The following is a 20,587-nucleotide window of genomic DNA, read 5'->3' on the forward strand; positions in this document are numbered from 1 at the left end:
ACTGTAAACACTCTTAAAAGTTAAATTTAAAATAGAATTTACAATGAAACGACATAGACTCCTGAATATTTTTTACAAGCAGTATAAATCGTCAAACCTAGTTAGTCTTAAAAATGTTATTCGTCGTTTTTAACTACTAACCATGTTTGATGGTAACGTTTACGTCGCTTGGCTTGGCAATAGTTTGCCAATATTGCAAATCCTTGATACGCCATTAGCCAAATAAAATAGAGCCGCCACTTACCTGCTGTATCAACACTAATACCTAACTTCTGATGAATCGTTTTACAAGTTTCACCTTTCACCAACAGATCAATACAAGGTAACCACAAATGACAATGAGATAACTCATTAAGATGATGTACTTTTAATGGATTAAAAGTACGTCGACATGACCGACAACGAAAATTAAGCCGATGGCCAATACGAACGGTATTCATCGATGAGCAATATTCGCAAGGCATAACAGAAGTATTAAGCAGCTCTGAAAGCCATGACTTAAATTCCTGAGCTTGCCGAATTACTACTTTAGGTGTAGTGCTTTCAAGTTTAAGTATTGCTTGATAAAGGGATGGTTCATGTAATGCCAGCAACTGCCTAATCATATCATCTCGCCTAAGTGCGGCTTGAGGTGTAATACCAAATTCATTAGCAATTAAGCTATGGGGCTGAGCAATTAACGTCCATGGCGCAATGTCAACAAACAATGAGAAAGGCTTAAGGCGTTTGCATAACGGGTTACTTGCAACCAACTCCGGTAATTGTTTCAAGAATCGATTAGCAGCAGCATGCTGCTTAACAGGTAAAATTTCTCGATACATCGTTACTCTCCTTATAACGGTACAACGTCCTGTATGGGTTTAATAAATAATATAATCTAAAAAATAAACTGTTGGAATTTTTTATATTAAAATTCATAGGTTAATTTACCATTCTTAAGTAATAAATTAAATTATAATCATTTAACTATTTCTCTCAAGTAACAATTATTATAAAAATAACCTGATTATATGAAATAGATAATTAATTACTAGTAAAGCTAACTTGCTTATTTTATTAATAAATTTTTACAAATTTAAAATTGTTTTTCTCCACCTTTTCCATAAGATTATAATAAAATCGTTCAAATAAGCAACAAGGGTGTGGTGATGATTAAACAAATAGCTATTATTGGTGATATGACCACCACTGGCGGCAGAATTATTTCAGGATCGGCAGACAGTTTTAATGGAAATCAAAGTATAGCTTGTATTGGCGATTATGCTTCATGTCCTAAATGCCAAAGTACAGGAAAAATTATAGAAGGAACCTACAATTTTATCGTTGCAGGAAAGCCAGCAGCTTATGACGGTTGTATCGTTGCATGCAAATGTTCCCCAATAGGCTGTAATAAAATTATCGCATTGGAAAGTGCCATTTGATTATTTTTATTAGATTAAAATCACTTTAACACGCCAGCAAGCCATTAATATTGAACAACGAGTAATAAATGGAGATTATGCGACTGGAATTCTCCCATATTGTGCATCGGCGGTTTCATCAGTATTAGATGAATATGGATTAGACGAGCTTTATTTTTTTCCTGGCTCTTTAGAAGATGCGGTTAAAGAAATTGAAGAAAAAAAAGGATTATCCAATGAAAACCATTAATCTATTTATTATAGTATTGTTTAATCTTATCGGAGGATTACTGAGTTACTCCTGGTGTTATCGATTATTTATCAAAAAATACAGCACACCAGAATTATATTATTTATTATTTTATGGTGTGTGTTATTTCTGCCTTATTCTTATTTCAATCTGGATATTAAATAAAATAAAAAAACCTTTTGGATTGATAAGCATCGGAGCAATTATTGGGATTGTAATTACTTTTATCTCATGGATAGTTGCACATTTTATTTTAGGTATTTATCAAGGATTGGCTCTAAATATTAAGGTTTTTTTCCCATATTTGTTTATCACTTCATTTATGACTCTCAATTTTATTATCTATCCAGTAATTTTATTATGTTGTCATTACTCGTTTTTATGGATTGAAAAAACAGTTAAAAAGACTTAAGGAAAAAATTAATCAATGAAACTCATTAATCTATTTATTATAGTGTTGTTTAACTTTATCGGAGGATTACTGAGTTACTCTTGGTGTTATCGGTTATTTATCAGAAAATACAGCACGCCAGAATGGCTATATTTAATATTTTATGGAATGTGTTATTTCAGTTTTATACTTCTTTCATTCTTTATATTAAATAAAATTAATCGACCTATCATATTATTGGTTTCAGGTGTTCTCATCGCTATCTTAATTAGTTTTATTTCATGGATTGTTAATCCGTTCATTTTATTTGTTAATGCGGATCAATATTTAGAATTCGATCTCTATGATTTATTTATGTCATCGCTTATGACCCTGAATTTTATTATCTATCCAGTAACTTTATTGTGTTGCCATTACTCGTTTTTATGGATTGAAAAAAGAGTTAAAAAAATTTAAGAGCAAAAAATTAATCAATGAAAACCATTAATCTATTTATTATAGTTTTGTTTAATTTTATCGGAGGATTACTGAGTTACGCTTGGTGTTATCGGTTATTTATCAGAAAATACAGCACGCCAGAATTAAATTATTTAGTATTTTATGGTGTGTGTTATTTCTGTCTTATTCTTATTTCAATCTGGATATTAAATAAAATAAAAAAACCTTTTGGATTGATAAGCATCGGTGCAATTATTGGAATTGTAATTACTTTTATCTCATGGATGGTTACACCTTTTATTTTAGGTAATTATCAAGGATCGGCTCTAAATATTGAGGCTTTTTTTGGATATTTGTTTATAACTTCACTTATGACCCTCAATTTTATTATCTATCCAGTAATTTTATTATGTTGCCATTACTCATTTCTGTGTATTGAAAAAATGGCTAAAAATAGAAACATTTAGATTTGCTATAAATAACATTGAGTTAAATTTATTAGAAACAAGGTAACTAATGATATGATCAATAATTACCCTATTATTTTTATCATGAGTATCGAGGATAGACTCCTCGATATAATTTACCCTTTCACACACACCACTTGTCGTAGTTGATGCATAATTTCAACCAATTCACTTTGAGCGGTCATCACCGCATCAATATCTTTATAGGCCATTGGGATTTCATCAATCACATCAGCATCTTTTCGACATTCAACGTGTGCAGTGGCTTTCATTTGATCCTCAATAGTGAACATTCTTTTGGCTGCAGATCGGCTCATCACTCGTCCTGCACCATGAGAACAAGAGCAAAAACTTTCTTCATTCCCTAATCCACGAACAATATAGCTTTTCGCACCCATCGATCCAGGAATAATCCCTAATTCCCCTTTACGGGCCGATACCGCTCCTTTACGCGTCACAAACACATTTTGCCCAAAATGGTGCTCTTTTTGCACATAGTTATGATGACAATTTACGGACTGTATATAACTAGTGAACTCAATATTTAATGTATTTCTAATAGCCATAATAGTGTTATGCATCATAATTTCACGATTTAAACGAGCAAACTCTTGCGCCCAATTTACCGCCATAAGATAATCATCAAAATGTTCAGTACCTTCAACAAAGTAAGCTAAATCATTATTTGGTAAATATTTATCAATAAAATAAGTCTCCATATCTTTTTTGGCTAATTTAATAAAAAATTCACCAATAGCATTACCGACCCCACGCGAACCACTATGTAACATAATCCAGACTTGTTGATTTTCATCTAAACACACTTCGATAAAGTGATTACCCGTTCCTAGTGTCCCTAAATGACAGTAATTATTTGTTTTTAAAAAACACGGATATTTTTCGGTTAATTTCTCAAATCCTGGTAAAAGTTGTTGCCAATATTGATCTACAATTGCTGGCGCATCTTGCCAACTTCCCTGATCTTGCCCCATATTTTTAGGCGTTGAACCATGTGGCACGTTTTTTTCAATCGCTAAACGTAAAGGCGCAAGATCATCAGGTAAATCAGACGCAGTTAGTGATGTTTGTACGGCCATCATTCCACAACCAATATCCACCCCAACGGCTGCTGGAATAACAGCGCCCAGAGTAGGAATAACACTCCCGATTGTTGATCCTTTACCCACATGGACATCAGGCATTACGGCAATGTGTTTAAAAATAAATGGCAACTGTGCTGTTTTTAGTAATTGTTCTTTGGCTTCTTGCTCGACTGGTACACCTTTAGTCCACATTTTTACTGGTCTTGAATTTTCAATTTTTATTACTTCATATTGACTCATTTTTATCTTCCTTTTACATCTGGGCAAAATGCACTCCGCCAGTGGTAATATCTTTATATTGGTTAGATTGCACTAAAGAATGTTACCGTTTATCCATTCGTTTATGACCAAAATTCTATTGGTACATTGCGCTATGAGCGCTTTAGTGCTGGTATCTTTTATCACCACAAAGTGACTTGATTATTTAATTTAAACCATCTCAACATATCTGAATATGCTTGCTTAGGTAGCATTAATATTGCGAAAAGCGTGCCAATAAATAAAAAATCATAACAATTATTTTTTAATTATTTGTTTTAAAAAAGAATAAATAATTTTTTTAAATGAAGATAAAAATTATCATAGTATTTTTAATACACATTTTTTATAATTTTATATATCTATTTATAAAAATATATAAAATTATGAAAAAGAATGTCGTGTTTGGATTTTTAGGGAATGTATTGGATCAACGTGGTAAAGGAAAACGACGCTGGAAGAATTGGCGACCGACTATTGATTTATGTCATCAATCCGATATGCCAGTTACTCGATTAGAACTGCTCTATTCTCCGAACGATTATGAGCTACTTTGTACCATCGTTAAAGATATTAAGATTTTATCACCTCATACTGAAGTAAACCCCATTGAGGTAAACATTGATAATCCATGGGATTTTGAGCAAGTTTATACCTTCCTTTTTGATATTTCGAAAAACTACGCATTTAATTCAGAACAAGAAGCGTATTATTTACATATCACAACAGGTACCCATGTTATGCAGATTTGTTGGTTTTTACTGGCAGAATCACGCTATTTTCCTGCTAAATTATTACAAATGTCCCCTCCGAAAAAAGAGCCTCTGACCGAAAATAATAAAATTAATGAAATTGAGGAAAGCGATCCGATTGCGCTTACCCCTTGCGGGATAATGAGTATTATTGATTTAAATTTAAATCGTTACGATAAAATCCTAACCCGTTTTCAGCAATATGCTCAGCAAGCGACCGAGCTATTAAAATCTGGCATCGCAACTCGTAGCACACAATTTAATCAGCTTATTGCCGAAATCGAACAAGTGGCGAGCCGTTCCCATGCACCTATTTTATTATGTGGACCAACGGGCGCGGGTAAATCATTTTTGGCAAAACAGATTTATTTACTCAAACAAACCAATCATCAAATCAAAGGACAATTTGTTGAAATCAATTGCGCCACGCTACGCGGTGATAGCGCAATATCAACCTTGTTTGGTCATGTTAAAGGCGCCTTTACGGGAGCCAATCTTGCGCGCACAGGATTACTTAAAAATGCCGATGGTGGCTTACTGTTTTTAGATGAAATTGGCGAACTGGGACTTGATGAGCAAGCGATGTTATTAAAAGCCATTGAAGAAAAACAATTTTACCCGTTTGGTAGTGACAAACCGATACACAGTGATTTTCAATTAATCGCCGGTACCAATAAAGATCTTAAATTAGCCATTGCCAATGGTGAGTTTCGTGAAGATCTGTTTGCTCGAATCAATTTGTGGAATTATCAACTACCGGGCTTAGTGGATAGAAAAGAGGATATTGAACCCAATATTGATTTTGAATTGGCGCGCTATGCCAAAGAATATGGCATTATGCCACGCTTTAATCAACAGTCACGCCAAGCTTATCTTAAATTCGCTACCTCACCACAAGCCTTATGGCAAGGTAACTTTCGTGAATTAAACAGTTCAATTATTCGCATGGCAACCTTAGCGCCGCAAGCGAACATTACCATTGAACAGGTTGAACAAGAAATTAAACGCCTAAGTCAAAATTGGACTTCTGCACCAAATAGTTATGATGACTTAATACCTAATGAAATTGATGAATTTGACCGTTATCAACTGGAAAAAGTGATCGAAATCTGCCAAAAAAGTAGTAGTTTATCAGAAGCTGGCCGACAATTATTTGCCATATCCCGAACTAAAAAGCAACGCAGTAACGATGCTGATCGCTTAAAAAAATACTTAGCTAAATTTGGTCTGAGTTGGGAAAGAATACATAGTAAGAACGGATGATCAAATAAAAAAATGATTTACTAGTTTACATATTAATAAACTTTGGTCTAGAATACGCCCACTTTCCTGAATAGTGCTGCTGCAGGAAACAGTAATTATCCTCTCAAATTGAGAGGACGGTATTTTATTGTTTTCTAGGTGGCTATTATGTCTACATTTACCCGTTTACAAAAACGTTTATCCCGATGTGGGATTGAAACTCATTTTAATAATGATATCTATACATTTAATAAACAAGATATTACAGCACAAGTACTGTTACCCAATCCGTTACCTTTAGAAGAAAAAGCGGTTGAGCAGTTACTTGATTTTGCATCGGTAACAATGCCCAATAGTGACGGCAAAGTTTGCGCTGCAAGGGCTACGCCAGACTTTCATCCCGGTGCGACTGCACCAGTTGGAAGTATTGTTGCCACTACCCCTAATTTAATTATTCCCGCAGCGATAGGCACGGATATTAATTGTGGTATGCGCCTATTTACTACAGGTTTAAGCCTTAATGAGGTGACTGAACAAAAATCAAAACTCATTGAGCAATTAAAACAGGTGTTATTGCATGATGAGCGCGATGTACCGGTTACACCCACATCTTTTCAAGCGCTCTTTGATGAAGGCCTTACCGCTTGGTTGGGAGCTTTACCGCAACAAGGTTTATGGAATAGTGTCAATTTTGATCGGCTAACGCATGAGATTAGTAAAATTTCTGGCAATGATCTTCTTTCAGCCGATAGCCAGTATGCTCCCGAAGCCTTTTTTGAAAAACGAGCGATTATTCGTCCGTCAAGTTTAGGCACAGTTGGTTCAGGTAACCATTTTGTTGAATTACAAATTGTTGATGAAATTATTGATCGCCATGTTGCTTATCAATTAGGTTTAAAGAAAGATGCTATTGTGGTTATGATCCATACTGGATCACGTGATGTCGGTTTTTATATTGGCAAGCGTTGGCAAGATAAAGCCAAAGCATTATGGCCTGCTGATCAAAAATATCCTAAATCAGGTTTATTTGCTTTGACTGACAATCATGCTCAAGAGTATTTGCAAGCGATGGGTGTTGCTGCTCGTTATGCTTGGATAAATCGCATTGTGATCACAGAGCTGGTGCGTAAAACCTTTAACACACTCTTTAAGCAGGATGCGAGTCAATTATTGGTCGATATATCACACAATGTTATTTTTCCTGAAAATGGTATGAATATTCATCGTAAAGGCGCAACACCCGCGCACTTAGGTGAAATCGCTTTAATACCTGGATCTATGGGTGATTATTCTTATGTTGCAATAGGAAAAGGTCATCCTGATTGGTTATGGTCTTGCTCGCATGGCGCAGGACGAGCAGAAAAAAGGCAAACGATGCGCAGCAAGAAGTTGGTTTCTGATAACTCTTTATTGCCATGGCAATGCGTTACTTTGAAACAAGAACGACTATTTGAGGAAGCGCCTGCTGCATATAAACCTATTACCCCCGTCATTCAAGCGCAAGAAAACGCTGGATTAATCCAAACCGCCGTTAAACTTAAACCTTGGATAACGTTTAAAGTATAATGTAAAAAAGATTTCAGTTTCTTTAAAAAATTGGGATCTCTATAGAGCATAAATAAAGATAATGGCTGATGTCATTATCTTTATTATTTTAGTTCTAGCATTTCTGATTTGATCTACTATTTTAATCAATCATTAATAACCGGCAGCCAAACCATCACCACGAGGATCGGTTGCCCCCATTAATCGATGATTATCGGCATCAATTAAAATTGCACCGGCATGCCCCATGGTATCGGTATAATCATCAACGACTTTCACATTATGTCCACGCGATTTAAGAGTATCAATAATATTCTTAGCGACTCGCCCTTCTATTTTAAGATCATTGGATGATGCTCCCCAAGTTCGCCCATGTAACCATCTTGGTGCATTAATGGCATCTTGAGGAGACAAATTAAAATCGACAATTCGCGTGACAATGGCCGCTTGAGTTTGTGGTTGCCCTTCTCCTCCCATAGTGCCATAAACCAGATACGGTGCACCCTCTTTAAATAACATGGCTGGATTTAAGGTATGAAAGGTTCGTTTATTCGGCTCTAAACGATTAATATGATTAGGATCGAGTGAAAAAAAGCTACCTCTGTTTTGCAGTAAAATTCCGGTATCTTTGGCGACAATTCCTGAACCAAAATCATGATAAATACTTTGAATGATAGAAACCGCATTCCCTTGTGCATCAACAACGCCAAACCAAACCGTATCCCCTTTTGGATCTAATGGCTTAATATCGATACGTGCAGTTTGCATATCAATTTGTTTAGCTTGCTGTTGACCATGCTGAGAGGATAATAAGAACTCAAGCGGGATCGGGTTAAAATCAGGATCCGTCAAATATTTATCACGATCAGCAAACGCTTGCTTGGTCGCCTCAATAATTAAATGATAATAATCAGCACTGCCTTCGCCTAATGATTTAACATCAAAATTATTTAATATATTAAGAATCTCTAAAGAAGCCATCCCTTGTGTATTAGGAGGCAAATTATAAGCCGTATACTGCCGATAGTTAACATGAATAGGAGAAACCCATGTTGCTTTATGATTAGCAAAATCATCTAAGGTCAACACACCGCCATGACGCTTTAAATCAGCAACAATTTTCTGAGCAATATTGCCACGATAAAATACCGTTGCACCGTCATTGGCAATAGACTTTAATGAAGTTGCTAAATCAGGTTGTTTGAGAATTTCGCCGATTTGATAGACTTCACCACCTTTTTTTAGAAATACTCTTTTAAACTCATCAAAACGTTTAAGATCACGAAACTCTTTATCTTTAGTATCAATATTGACTGTAGACCAATAATTTAAACTCGGTGAAACGGCAAATCCATGTTCAGCATAATTGATTGCCGAATCAAACAACTTGTTCCACGGTAAAGAGTTATTCATACTTTTTGATGCATACTGATAAGCTTCATCCCAACCAGAAACCACGCCAGGGACGGTATTAGCGGCTAAATAACCACGCGACGGAATTTTATCTAACCCTTGTTGCTTATAAAATGCAATCGTCGCCAGACTACCCGATCGCCCGCTGGCATTTAATCCCTTAATTTCTTTGGTTTTTGAATTATAAATTATCCAAAAATTATCACCACCAATAGTATTCATTTGTGGATAAACAACCGCTAATGTCGATGCAACCGCAATAGCAGCATCAACCGCATTACCACCTTGATGTAACACATCCAGACCGGCTTGAGTTGCTAAATAATTTGGCGAAGTCACCATTACATGGGTAGTGATTGGATTAAGACATCGAGAAGGCGTCTCACAATATTTACCTGTTTCTGAAAAAGGCAACGGTTCCGCCTGACACAATCCACTCACGAACAACATACCCAATAACAGCTTAACTTTATATTTCTTTTCCATTTTAACCATTCCTCATCTATTAATGATAACTAAGGAATGCATTTTTTATGCCAAAAATTATAAACCCAAAGCTATTAAGTAAAATTATAATGACATATCAATTCAGCACCAAAAGACGTGAGATTTATCTTCAAGGGTTATAAATACTTATTAACTTAACTAAAAACAGCCTAATAACACGGAGATTATTAAAAATAATTACAATGAAATAACATAGACTCCTGAATAATTTTTACATGAAATTTCAGGGTAAAAAGGAAAGGGTTTTAAGAAGATATTTTATAACACTGTAAGTTAATATCTAAAAAGAAAATAAGGATCAACATTTTCTTATATGGAAGTATATTGGTATAGAAAATAGAATAAGAAAGATTTTTTTTAAGATATAAATTTTCTATTTACTGTGTTATTTAATATTGATTATTAAATAGCACAGCATTTTAGAAATAAATAATATTATTTTAAAAAAAGCTTGATTTGATTAGCGACAGCTTCTGCTAGCTTTACTGGCACAGCATTTCCAATCATTTTATAAGCATCCGCTAACGAACTATAATAAAATTTAAAATCATCAGGGAAAGTTTGAATTCGAGCACATTCTCTTACAGATAATCTTCGATAAAGTTCTTCTTTACCTTCAACAAATTGAAATTTATCTTTGCCTACATTTACCATAACTGGAGCTTGTGGATGAATAGGTGCATGTCTAGCTCCTGCTTGAATAGTAAAACTCTGTTGCTCCCAAGTTCTAACTCTATTACGGGACATAAAAATTGTTGAAAAATCACCAATAAAATATTCATGATTTAATATAGCTAATTTATTTCCATGTGATTTATTTTTTTCCAACGCTGGAATAGCTGTATTTCGTAAATCAAAAATTGAATCCTTTAGCGATATTTTAGTTTTTAATGGTGTTGGAAATTCAAATTTAACTTGGAGATCTTTTCTAAAACCAACATAAAACACACGTTTTCTATCTTGAGGTACACCATAATCAGAAGCATTTAAAGTTTGAATAAATACATCATATCCTATTCCTGCATTACCAAATAGCTTAACTATATTTTGAACTGCCTCTAAATGTCGTTTTGACATCATACCAGAAACATTTTCTGCAACAAAAAACTTAGGTTGTATATCCTCTAAAAGACGAATAAATTCGAAAAATAATTTGCCTCTATCATCACTTATACCTCTTAGTGCACCAGCCTCTGACCAACTTTGACATGGAGGACCTCCTATAATACCTTCAATTACTTCAGTATTTTTTAAAAGTTCGTCTGAGTTTATTTTCCTAATGTCCCCCTTAATTAAAGGTGCAGAATGGTTTTTCTCATATGTTTCCCATATAGATTTATCATATTCATTTGCAATGACTATTTCAAACCCTGCATTTTTGAATCCTAAGTCAAGTCCACCAGCACCTGAAAATAAAGATATAATATTCATATATTCTACTCTTATTACTGTAAGAAAAATGTGATAAGTTTAGCACCTTTTAACCGAGCTGAATTGTCTGGACATTTAATCATTACGTCTTCTATCATAAAATTTTCTAAATATTTTTCAGCTTTTTCTAGTTTATTACGATCTTCCTCACTAAATGTTAAATATTTATCATTATTAATTAGTACCATTAAATTAAATGAAGATATTTCTTTAGGTTTATAAATATAATTAAAAACTTTAATAGGATTATCTATATGCCACATGCCACGTATTCTTAAATTTGTAATCCCTAAAGGATCAACTTTATTTACTCTACCTAACTCTTTCGTTTCAGAAAATTCAACTCCGTCTATAGTTAAAATACCTTGTTTAATTTTTAGTTTAATTCTTTCGTAAATTTCTAAACTCGCTGCATAATCAACACCATAAACGAAACATAAAGATTTAAGTGAATGTTTATAAATTTGACCAATGACATAAATCATGTCCTTTTCATCCCAATCCTCACAGGAAATGCAAGCTTTAGCGAGCATGGAACTGTTGGAATATAACTTAGCCTTTGGATAAGACGAATTTAAAGCTATAGCTGCCCCAGCAGTTTCGATTTTTTTGATCTCGATTGCATCACCAGCATTTATCATTGCATCAGGAGGATTATTTTGATTTCCTATATAACTAAATAATTCATTTCGTTTTTCAAGTCGTATTCGTTCATTTGGTTCATTAACAGTTCCACAAAAAAGATCAATAATAAATTCTTCTAGTCCTCTACCTTGATTATTTACCCGATTTTTTCCATCACTCATTTCTGAAATTTGAATAGCTGGTAATTTTATCAAATGTAAAATTGCTTTTATTAAATTAGTTTCCATTTAAATAATCCTTCACTTTAAAGACAACATTATACTTAAATAATGTTTAGTAACTAATTATAAAATCCTTTATTGAAAATATTAATTATAATTAAATCAGTTAAAGTAACTACTTCATTAAATTGAAACGAACAATGCTTTTGTTATACCAACAATGACTGATTCTAATATTGATTCATTACTATCTACATAAATACACTTTGCAATAGCCCACCACCAATACCACAAATTAAGAAACTTGTTTATTTATGGATTTAGATTAGTTAGTCATAAGATTATTAATAATAGTTAATTAAAAAAGTGGATATTTTTTGAAACGTATTCTTAAAAAGCTTTCGTTTTAAATTGTATTAACGATTTAAAACGAAATGATATTGTAAATACCCCATTGTTAGCACACAAATCAAGTAGAAAATCATGCTATTTGCTTCATGTTTCTATATTCAATTGGTGTCATATTATTTAATGCTTCATGCGGTCTTTCTGTGTTATACATTTCTAACCACTCTTCGGTTATTTTTCTTACTTGTTCCAGATTTTTAAATAAATACAGATCTAATACCTCCGTTCGATATGTGCGGTTAAATCGTTCTATATAGCCGTTTTGATAAGGACTACCTGGTTTAATATAATCTAGGGTTATTCCATGTGATTTTGCCCAACTTGTAAATCTGTTTGAGGTAAATTCTGTGCCATTATCAACGCGTATTTTTAATGGATAACCGTGATATTGAGCCAGTCTGTCTAAATAACGGGTAATTCTACCTGCCGATAAACTGACCGCAATATCAATGCCTAATGCCTCTCGATTAAAGTCATCAATAACATTAAAGGTTCTAAATCGGCGGTGATTTTGAGAACTATCACTCATAAAATCCATTGACCAACATTCTCCCAAACGACTTGGTACTGATAATGGCTCTGGATAACGTTGGGGCAATCGTTTATTGCGTTTAGAACGAATATTGAGTTTTAACTGACAATAAACTCGATAAATCCGTTTATGATTCCACGTATATCCCAGTTTCCTGATTCGATGAAAACACTTAGGAAATCCCCAACGTAAATGCTTGTCTGTTATTGACTTAAGTAATGAAATAATCATAGTGTCATCTGCCGATTTAGGTTGATAGTAGTAAGCACAGCGACTTAAATTCACAATAGTGCAACTCATTTTAATTGTTATACTGTATTGTGACTGTAGTGTTTGTGCCCAACTCTTACGAACTGCCGTCGGCACTATAGCTTTTTTATTATTTCTTGCTGGAGCTGAGAAGTTAAACTTAATTCAGCATACATCTGTTTAAGTTTACGATTTTCAGCTTCCAGCTGTTTTAACCGCGTAATGTCCGATGATTGCATACCGCCATATTTATCTCGCCATTTATAAAAAGTAGAAACGGCCATACCATATTTACGGCAAAGCTCTTTAATAGGGATACCAACTTCAGCTTCTTTTAAAATGGAGACAATTTGGTGTTCCGATAATTTTTTCATATTGAAATTCTCCTTAAAAATATTATAGAGAATTTTCTACTTTTTTATGTACTATTTTAGGGGATAGTTACAATATAGACTTCTGAATAATTTTTACAAAAATGTAATTGAAAGCAAAGGATAAAAAATTTTATTTAAAGATAAGAATAATCACTGAAGCAACTTTTTCAATTGGCTTTATAACCACAAATAACGTACTTACTAGACTAATAAGGACTATATAGCCATCATCCATCCTGTTTAAATGGCATATTAATAGATAACTAGAATTTTAAATTAATTATAAAAATAATTTAACTAAAATCAATTTGTTAATTTAGTGTATATTTGATCTATAACTGGAAAAATATTATTTAAACAATTTAATGCTTTATTAACGGGATCTTCAAGTACAGTATCTATACCATTAGGATAATTTTCTATTAATTCGCTTATATCTTGCGTTATGGGTATAAATAAATTTCGACCTCCATAAACAATTTTTGCATTATTTTTTTCAAATAAACTTCGATTATTGTCATACTGCCTTTTTAGTTCTTTTTGCCATTCTTGTAGCTGATATTTACTGCCGTAAGAAAAACACCAACAAAGTCCAAATTTTGTATGTTCAGAACCATTTAAATAAGATAACCAACTAATATTTTCATTCTTTATATCATCATCTAAATCAAACGAAAAATAGGAAAATTTTTTATCCCAATGTGTAGGATAAAATTTTTGCGGGCCTTTAATCCAAAAGGAACCCTCACACGACCAAGAATTTTCTTTTGCCCAAGAATTAATATATTTATCTATTTGATTAAATACGTTTTCATGAATTTCATCTAATATACCGTTTGTCTGCTCAATCATTTTTAAATTTTCAATGATTAATTGATAAACTCCATTATTTTCTGACATTATTGCCTCCGTTTATTGAAACATTCTTTTTATATAAATATAGTATTGATTGAGAATTTTTTGTAGAAATGGGCGTGAGCTTTGGATGGTTGAAAATCGCCTTAGTAACACTGCAATTTCTTGCCAGGATAAACAAATCACTTTATTTAACATTGGTTGATAATCATTATCTTGTTGAAATTGAGGCCGTCTACCATCTTTGGTTAAAAAGATTAATTCCCAAGGTTTATTTTTATTCTGTGCAGATTCTTTTTTGCCTAATCTATAATATCTAATTAATTGATCATTGGTTTCGGATGCTTGCACTTTTGCTTCTATAAAAATCAGAAAGCGTTCATTTGCTATTTTAATATCAACGCGACTATTTTTTTCTTCTTCATCACTTTCATAATGTACTTCGGTAGAGGTATAGTAAGGAATGTTGATGTCGTCTTTCGTTATAGTGAATTGATTGTTTGAGCGATTATATAAATAATCGATGAAGTAGTGGAAAAATTCATTACCAAAACCGTGTGATCCTTTATCATCTAATAACCACGATAGAACATTGCAGTGTTTTAATTCATCAAAGCCAATACAACAAATATCCCAAATATTAATTGCATTACCTTCATTTAAATAGGTTTTATAATGAGATTCAAATTGCTTGGTAAATGCAATAAACTCATTGCAATTTATATTAGGTTTTACTGCTACATCAGGATGATATTTTAGGTTCTTCCAATTGCCTATATAGCTAACTAATTGATCGTATAATTGTTCATTTGATTCCATATTCAACGACTATTCCTTCCATTCCTATCCTATCTTCTATCATAGAAAATCTATTATTATTAAAATATTTTAGATAAATTTAAGGTTAATTTTAATTCAATTATATTTAAATAAGTTAAAGTATTTAAAATAAAAAAACCAGATTTATTTTACCTTTTGCAATTCACTTGTACTACAGATAAGTTTGACTTTTATGGCTTGGTTTTTATCATTTGAATAATCCGCCCAGCAGCTTTTCATCGATGAATCGATTTTTTTTATCAATTGGACTTCATCGCCATTATAGCTACAACTAACGTAGTTGCCACCTTCATCATAGACCGAGTTGACTTGCCAAGTGATATCATGTTTTTTGCCATCAATAATTCCAATTTCAGGCTTTAACTGAAACAATTTAACTGGTTCATCAGAATAAACACCAAGACTACTGAGCGCAAGGCTACGATCTTTTTTATCCGAAACTTGCCAGCCCTCAGGAATATTTTCCAGCTCGGGATGATCAAATTTGATGTTGATTTTAGCTGGGCAATCAATTTCGTAGCCATTGGCGGTACTGACCGCTCCTAACCAAGCGATTGCAATTAAACTAATACTGACTATTTTGCCTTTCATATTATCAACCCTTCTTAAATCATCATTAATATATTTCATAATTTTCAATCAATTATATTGATAACTTAAATATAATTTTAATTGGAAGTTAGTTTTTTATAACATTATTGCACGGTACTGTAAATCGGGCTGTTTAATCCACTCTTGAGCATCAATGATTGCCAGTTCTCGTGCATCTTTTTGTTTTGTCACAGCTAACACATGATTTGCAGCATTAGCGGCCAATTCAAAGGCGTTTAGTTGTGATTTGCCATTAACTAAATGGGCAGTGAACAAACTGCAAATTAAGTCCCCAACACCTAATGGACGATAAGGAAAATCATATAATGGTCGGGCAAGATGATAGCTTTGCGATGGTGTAGCTAAAATCATTTCAAACAATTCTGTAGTTTTACCTGCATGAACTAAGTTTTTGACTAATATGGCCTGGATAGATTTGTTTTGTAGCTTTTTGATTGCCATTTGTACATCGTCAAACGTCTTAATTTCGATATTCGACAATAATTGCAATTCTAATAAATTGGGCGTGATATAGTCTGCGTGTTTGATAGCCTGCTTAGTAAAAAAATCAATTATATTTTGCGGTAGCGAACTGCCTTTATTAATGTCTCCTCCCATTACGGGATCGCACACATAGATGGCATTTGGGTTATAGTATTTTATTTTTTTTACCGCTTCGAGGATCTCTTCACCCTGTTCGGCAAGACCGATATATCCTGATATGATGGCATCAATTGAGTTTAGAACGCCGATTTTTTCTAAACTGTTTACTATTCGAGTAATCTGCTGAGCACCCAGTACAATACCATCATAATCGGGATAAACCGTATTACTCGATAGTTGCACTGTGTGGATGGGCATGACTTCAACGCCTTGTAATTGCATGGCTAATGTAGCAACTTTGTTACCCGCATAACCATACACGACATTAGATTGAATTGATAAAACGGTTTTCATAGATAGTTGCCTTTTATTCATCGTAATAGTGATACTTACTTAAAAGATAGATGCTTATAATCGATAGCAATGCTAAACCACAATAAAATAAGGCGAGTGGTAACCAGTAAGTTTTATAGGTATAAATAATGTATGCTCCTATCATTGGGATTAAACTACCAAATATGGCAGCGCAACCTTGATAGCTCATCGATAGACCAGTATAGCGAATTCTGGTTGGAAAAATTCGGCTTAAATAACCCGCTATCACACCATAAAAACCACTGTAGCAAATCACATTTAACGAAATACCAATAATAAAGCTGATTTTAGTTCCTGATTGAATAATCGGGAATAATAAAAAGACTGATGCCATAGCCAAAATGGCTGACACAATTAAAAAGCGCGTTGCCGAAAACTTTTCTGAAAAATAAGAGATAAAAGGCTGAGCAATAAAGTGCACGACGGCTATCCAAAATAACGCATCAACGATAGTCTTTTTTTCAACACCGAGAGCCATAGTTGTATAACCAATCATTAGCGTATTAGAAAATATGCCACTAAATGACAGCACATTGGCACAAATGGCTAATACCAGTATTGGAGTTGCTTGTTTAAACACATCAATAATTGGTACGGATTCTTTTTCTTTTAGGCTTGCTTGTTTTTTACATGATTCGATAAATACCGGTGATTCGGTTAAGGTAACCCTAGCGATAAGACCAACAATTAACAAAATAAAACTGGCTAAAAAAGGAATGCGCCAATAGCCATTATTAATTAGCTGATCAATCGGTAAACCAATAATATAAGAAAAAACCAACAATGCTAAAATATTACCCGCAGGGCTACCCCACTGGGCAAACGATGAAAAAAAGTTTTTCAGCCCTTTTGGCGCATGTTCATTCGCCATTAATACGGCTCCGCCCCATTCACCACCAACAGCAACACCTTGTAAAATTCGTAATGCAACTAACAGTATCGGCGCAATGATTCCCGCTTCTTGATAAGACGGTAATAAACCAACGCACGTTGTCGCAATTCCCATTAACAGTAAAGTAATGATTAACGATTTTTTGCGCCCTAAGCGATCACCAATATGACCAAAAAGGATTGCACCTAAAGGACGCGATAAAAAACCGACCGCAAAGGTGGCAAATGTCCCTAAAACTTGCACAAATTGATTATCAGAAGGAAAGAAAAGTTGACCAAAAATTAATACTGATGCTAACGCATAGATATAAAAATCATACCACTCAATTGTGGTACCAATAAAAGCAGCAAAAGCGACTTTTTTAGCAGATGAATTGGGCATAAACAGACCTTGGATAAGTCAATGACTAAAGTAAGTAGGTAGTGACAAAGAAACTAACACAAAACCATCAATATCACAATTTGTTATCGGATAAGGAAGGAAAATTATCTAAAAAGGATTGCTTACTTTAGCGTTACCTGTTTAGATAAACCTCTAAGACTATTCATTTGGTATTGCGTATTAGTCTATTAATGTGAATCCCCAAATAGACCACCTCATCATCGGATATTGAGCTATGATAAGTTTGATCGATGTACTGTTTTACTTTCTCTGCAATATGCATTGCATAAGGATAAAGCGAGGATATTTGTTCATAAAGATCGTTATTATCTTCTTGTAACTGATTATTAGCATAAAATCGTTCTACAAAAAATTTAATATGGGTAATAAAACGGGTATAGTGAATTGATGAGGTATCTATTGGCACGCCAACGGAATATTTCACCAAATTCACTATTGAATTTATCATTTTGGCATATTGAAACGTATTAAGATTTTGCGTGCTGGTGGTTTGAGCGTTAATGAGATGAAATGCAATATTACTCGCTTCTTCTTCGGGAAAAGCGAGATCATATCTGGTATTGAGTAACTCAATAGCTTGCTTAGCAATATTAAACTCTTGCGGATAATAATTTTTTATTTCCCAATATAATTTATTGGGTATAAACAGACCTTGCTTAACTCGTTCAACCGCAAAGTAAATATGATCTGTCAGTGTTAAATAAATATTATTATTCAGTTTTCTGTTTAAGCTGTTTTCAGCTAATGTGATGATTTCTTTGGTTATCTGAAAAAATTGAAAAGGAACTTCTTTCGCTAAATCGGTGATATAAGCGAGCTTAACATTTTTTTCTAAAAATATTTTATCCACTCGCTCATCATCAATGGTATCACCGGGCTTTTTACCAAAACCAATGCCTTTCCCTAATACGATTTTTTCAATACCCTCTTCTTCAACTAAAACGACACTAGAGTTTAATACTTTTACCACCAAAATCATTGTTTGTTCTCCAGCTATTAGTCGTAAATAGCTTTACCATTGGTTTCAATCACTTTTTTATACCAATAAAATGACTCTTTTTTAAATCTGGCTAAAGTTCCATTACCTTCATCATCTTGATCTACGTAGATAAAACCATAACGTTTGGACATCTGCGAAGTACTGGCGCTAACTAAATCTATTGGTGCCCAACTGGTATAAGCAATTAAATCCACGCCTTCATCAATGGCTTCTTTCATTTGTTTAAAATGTTCTTTAAAGTAATCAATTCGATAATGGTCATGAACGGTGTCGCCCTCTAACTTATCAATTGCACCAATACCATTTTCGACAATCATCATTGGAATATTATAGCGGTCATAGAGTTCAATTAGTGAAATTTTTAGTCCTTTTGGATCGATTTGCCAGCCCCATTCGGTGGATTTTAAATAAGGATTTTTAACACCTATAATTGTATTACCGGGTATGCGATCAGCATCCGGATTTGTAGATTCAGCCTTTGACATATAGTAACTAAAAGATAAGAAATCGACGGTATTTTGTTTAAGTATTTCTTGATCGCCCTCTTCAAACTTAATATCAATTCCTTTTTGTTGTAAATAGGTCAATATAAGTTTTGGATATTCGCCTTTAATTTGCACATCAGTATAAAAGTAATTGTCTAACGTTTTTTGCAACGTCAATTCCACATCCTCTGGCTTACACGTCAATGGATAAGTGGTTAATTTAGTGAGCATACAGCCTATTTTACAATCTGGGATTTTTTCATGGGCGATTTTGGTAACCAGTGCACTTGCCACAAATTGATGATGTAAAGCTTGATAGATATCTTGTTCAAGCTGTCCGTCTTTACATTTATCAGGAATAATTCCAGCCGTTGTAAAAGGGTGACGATAAATACTGTCTATTTCATTAAAGGTTAACCAATATTTTACATAATCCCCAAAATGGTCAAAACAAGCTGTTGAAAAACGGACAAAATCATCAATTACTGAACGTTTTACCCAACCATTATATTTAATACTTAATGTTATCGGCATTTCATAGTGCGATAACGTAACGATTGGCTCTATTGAAAGTCGTTTCATCTCTTTAAAGACATTTTTATAAAACTCAACTCCTTTAGGATTAGGCGTAAGTTCCTCGCCAGTAGGAAACAGCCTTGTCCAAGCAATTGATAAGCGTAATGTCTTAAATCCCATTTCAGCAAAAAGCGCTAAATCTTCTTTATAACGATGATAAAAATCAATACCTCGTCGTTTAGGATAATTTTTATCAGAAAGATCGTTTATCGCAGCTATTATACCTTCACTGGTTACCGCCACATGCGCAGTATAATCTTTGACATCAACATTTGGTTTATAAGTTGCCATATCCGCAACAGAAAGTCCTTTGCCGTCAATATTCCATGCGCCTTCAATCTGATTGGCTGCAATCGCCCCGCCCCATAAAAAATTATCTGGGAATGCTAAATTTTTCATATG

At 33.7% G+C, this 20,587-nt stretch carries 17 protein-coding genes; 4 read left to right on the forward strand and 13 right to left on the reverse strand.

Translation table 11 applies throughout. The features are described from left to right. Positions 1 to 116: 116 nt before the first annotated feature. Positions 117 to 821 (reverse strand): hypothetical protein, encoded by a 705-nt coding sequence (locus tag GAPWK_RS13170; RefSeq protein WP_025316681.1) that lies wholly within the window; start codon positions 819 to 821, stop codon positions 117 to 119. A 327-nt stretch (positions 822 to 1,148) separates the two neighbouring features. Here GAPWK_RS13170 and GAPWK_RS13175 point away from each other — a divergent pair, with 327 nt between their 5' ends. Further along, positions 1,149 to 1,421: a PAAR domain-containing protein gene (locus GAPWK_RS13175; protein WP_038517601.1), complete on the forward strand. Its 273-nt coding sequence runs from the start codon at positions 1,149 to 1,151 to the stop codon at positions 1,419 to 1,421. Between the two features lie 215 nt (positions 1,422 to 1,636). Next, complete coding sequence (locus tag GAPWK_RS13180; protein WP_025316683.1) at positions 1,637 to 2,062, forward strand: hypothetical protein; 426 nt, start codon at positions 1,637 to 1,639, stop codon at positions 2,060 to 2,062. Between the two features lie 1,000 nt (positions 2,063 to 3,062). Here GAPWK_RS13180 and GAPWK_RS13190 read toward each other — a convergent pair. Then, positions 3,063 to 4,289, reverse strand: coding sequence for an RtcB family protein (locus GAPWK_RS13190; RefSeq protein ID WP_038517604.1), 1,227 nt, complete (start codon positions 4,287 to 4,289; stop codon positions 3,063 to 3,065). Between the two features lie 404 nt (positions 4,290 to 4,693). Between GAPWK_RS13190 and rtcR the strand changes: the two genes are divergently transcribed. Continuing rightward, on the forward strand, positions 4,694 to 6,322 hold the full coding sequence (gene rtcR, locus GAPWK_RS13195; RefSeq protein ID WP_038517607.1) for an RNA repair transcriptional activator RtcR: 1,629 nt from the start codon (positions 4,694 to 4,696) through the stop codon (positions 6,320 to 6,322). Positions 6,323 to 6,469: 147 nt separating this feature from the next. Further along, positions 6,470 to 7,867, forward strand: a complete 1,398-nt coding sequence (locus GAPWK_RS13200) for an RtcB family protein (protein ID WP_025316687.1) — start codon at positions 6,470 to 6,472, stop codon at positions 7,865 to 7,867. 132 nt (positions 7,868 to 7,999) lie between these two features. Here the strand turns inward: GAPWK_RS13200 and ggt are convergent, their stop codons facing one another. The 11 genes from ggt to GAPWK_RS13260 form a co-directional block, all read right to left on the reverse strand. Beyond that, positions 8,000 to 9,745 carry a gamma-glutamyltransferase gene (gene ggt / locus GAPWK_RS13205; RefSeq protein WP_025316688.1) on the reverse strand — a complete coding sequence of 582 codons (1,746 nt, stop codon included), beginning with the start codon at positions 9,743 to 9,745 and terminating at the stop codon, positions 8,000 to 8,002. Between the two features lie 456 nt (positions 9,746 to 10,201). Continuing rightward, a complete protein-coding gene (locus tag GAPWK_RS13210; protein WP_025316689.1) occupies positions 10,202 to 11,197 on the reverse strand; it encodes a DNA cytosine methyltransferase in 996 nt (331 codons plus the stop codon). Between the two features lie 14 nt (positions 11,198 to 11,211). Next, positions 11,212 to 12,069, reverse strand: a complete 858-nt coding sequence (locus tag GAPWK_RS13215; protein ID WP_025316690.1) for an NgoPII family restriction endonuclease — start codon at positions 12,067 to 12,069, stop codon at positions 11,212 to 11,214. 415 nt (positions 12,070 to 12,484) lie between these two features. After that, a protein-coding gene (locus tag GAPWK_RS13220) for an IS3 family transposase (protein ID WP_407919844.1) occupies positions 12,485 to 13,566 on the reverse strand; the annotation gives its coding sequence in 2 pieces (ribosomal slippage) (positions 12,485 to 13,311 and positions 13,311 to 13,566; 1,083 coding nt in all). A gap of 303 nt (positions 13,567 to 13,869) precedes the next feature. Next, positions 13,870 to 14,466, reverse strand: coding sequence for a hypothetical protein (locus GAPWK_RS13230; protein WP_025316691.1), 597 nt, complete (start codon positions 14,464 to 14,466; stop codon positions 13,870 to 13,872). A 12-nt stretch (positions 14,467 to 14,478) separates the two neighbouring features. Beyond that, on the reverse strand, positions 14,479 to 15,240 hold the full coding sequence (locus tag GAPWK_RS13235; protein ID WP_025316692.1) for a PDDEXK-like family protein: 762 nt from the start codon (positions 15,238 to 15,240) through the stop codon (positions 14,479 to 14,481). A 144-nt stretch (positions 15,241 to 15,384) separates the two neighbouring features. Beyond that, a complete protein-coding gene (locus tag GAPWK_RS13240) occupies positions 15,385 to 15,891 on the reverse strand; it encodes an STY0301 family protein (RefSeq protein ID WP_025316693.1) in 507 nt (168 codons plus the stop codon). A 57-nt stretch (positions 15,892 to 15,948) separates the two neighbouring features. Beyond that, positions 15,949 to 16,809 carry a pyridoxal kinase PdxY gene (gene pdxY / locus GAPWK_RS13245; RefSeq protein ID WP_025316694.1) on the reverse strand — a complete coding sequence of 287 codons (861 nt, stop codon included), beginning with the start codon at positions 16,807 to 16,809 and terminating at the stop codon, positions 15,949 to 15,951. A 13-nt stretch (positions 16,810 to 16,822) separates the two neighbouring features. Beyond that, the gene (locus tag GAPWK_RS13250) at positions 16,823 to 18,103 is read right to left on the reverse strand and encodes an MFS transporter (protein WP_025316695.1); all 1,281 of its coding nucleotides are present in this window, start codon (positions 18,101 to 18,103) and stop codon (positions 16,823 to 16,825) included. Between the two features lie 163 nt (positions 18,104 to 18,266). Then, on the reverse strand, positions 18,267 to 19,103 hold the full coding sequence (locus GAPWK_RS13255; protein ID WP_025316696.1) for a PRD domain-containing protein: 837 nt from the start codon (positions 19,101 to 19,103) through the stop codon (positions 18,267 to 18,269). A gap of 17 nt (positions 19,104 to 19,120) precedes the next feature. Continuing rightward, positions 19,121 to 20,584, reverse strand: a complete 1,464-nt coding sequence (locus GAPWK_RS13260) for a glycoside hydrolase family 1 protein (protein ID WP_025316697.1) — start codon at positions 20,582 to 20,584, stop codon at positions 19,121 to 19,123. Positions 20,585 to 20,587 lie beyond the last annotated feature (3 nt).

Origin of the sequence: Gilliamella apicola (genome assembly GCF_000599985.1) — a bacterium.
GTDB classification, from domain to species: domain Bacteria; phylum Pseudomonadota; class Gammaproteobacteria; order Enterobacterales; family Orbaceae; genus Gilliamella; species Gilliamella apicola.

Excerpts from the sequence above, each read along its gene's own strand:
- GAPWK_RS13235 (WP_025316692.1), bottom strand. The coding sequence starts at position 15,240 with ATGGAATCAAATGAACAATTATACGATCAATTAGTTAGCTATATAGGC.
- GAPWK_RS13210 (WP_025316689.1), bottom strand. The coding sequence starts at position 11,197 with ATGAATATTATATCTTTATTTTCAGGTGCTGGTGGACTTGACTTAGGA.
- GAPWK_RS13240 (WP_025316693.1), bottom strand. The coding sequence starts at position 15,891 with ATGAAATATATTAATGATGATTTAAGAAGGGTTGATAATATGAAAGGC.
- GAPWK_RS13200 (WP_025316687.1), top strand. The coding sequence starts at position 6,470 with ATGTCTACATTTACCCGTTTACAAAAACGTTTATCCCGATGTGGGATT.
- GAPWK_RS13180 (WP_025316683.1), top strand. The coding sequence starts at position 1,637 with ATGAAAACCATTAATCTATTTATTATAGTATTGTTTAATCTTATCGGA.
- rtcR (WP_038517607.1), top strand. The coding sequence starts at position 4,694 with ATGAAAAAGAATGTCGTGTTTGGATTTTTAGGGAATGTATTGGATCAA.
- GAPWK_RS13215 (WP_025316690.1), bottom strand. The coding sequence starts at position 12,069 with ATGGAAACTAATTTAATAAAAGCAATTTTACATTTGATAAAATTACCA.
- GAPWK_RS13255 (WP_025316696.1), bottom strand. The coding sequence starts at position 19,103 with ATGATTTTGGTGGTAAAAGTATTAAACTCTAGTGTCGTTTTAGTTGAA.
- GAPWK_RS13260 (WP_025316697.1), bottom strand. The coding sequence starts at position 20,584 with ATGAAAAATTTAGCATTCCCAGATAATTTTTTATGGGGCGGGGCGATT.
- pdxY (WP_025316694.1), bottom strand. The coding sequence starts at position 16,809 with ATGAAAACCGTTTTATCAATTCAATCTAATGTCGTGTATGGTTATGCG.
- ggt (WP_025316688.1), bottom strand. The coding sequence starts at position 9,745 with ATGGAAAAGAAATATAAAGTTAAGCTGTTATTGGGTATGTTGTTCGTG.
- GAPWK_RS13250 (WP_025316695.1), bottom strand. The coding sequence starts at position 18,103 with ATGCCCAATTCATCTGCTAAAAAAGTCGCTTTTGCTGCTTTTATTGGT.
- GAPWK_RS13230 (WP_025316691.1), bottom strand. The coding sequence starts at position 14,466 with ATGTCAGAAAATAATGGAGTTTATCAATTAATCATTGAAAATTTAAAA.
- GAPWK_RS13175 (WP_038517601.1), top strand. The coding sequence starts at position 1,149 with ATGATTAAACAAATAGCTATTATTGGTGATATGACCACCACTGGCGGC.
- GAPWK_RS13170 (WP_025316681.1), bottom strand. The coding sequence starts at position 821 with ATGTATCGAGAAATTTTACCTGTTAAGCAGCATGCTGCTGCTAATCGA.
- GAPWK_RS13190 (WP_038517604.1), bottom strand. The coding sequence starts at position 4,289 with ATGAGTCAATATGAAGTAATAAAAATTGAAAATTCAAGACCAGTAAAA.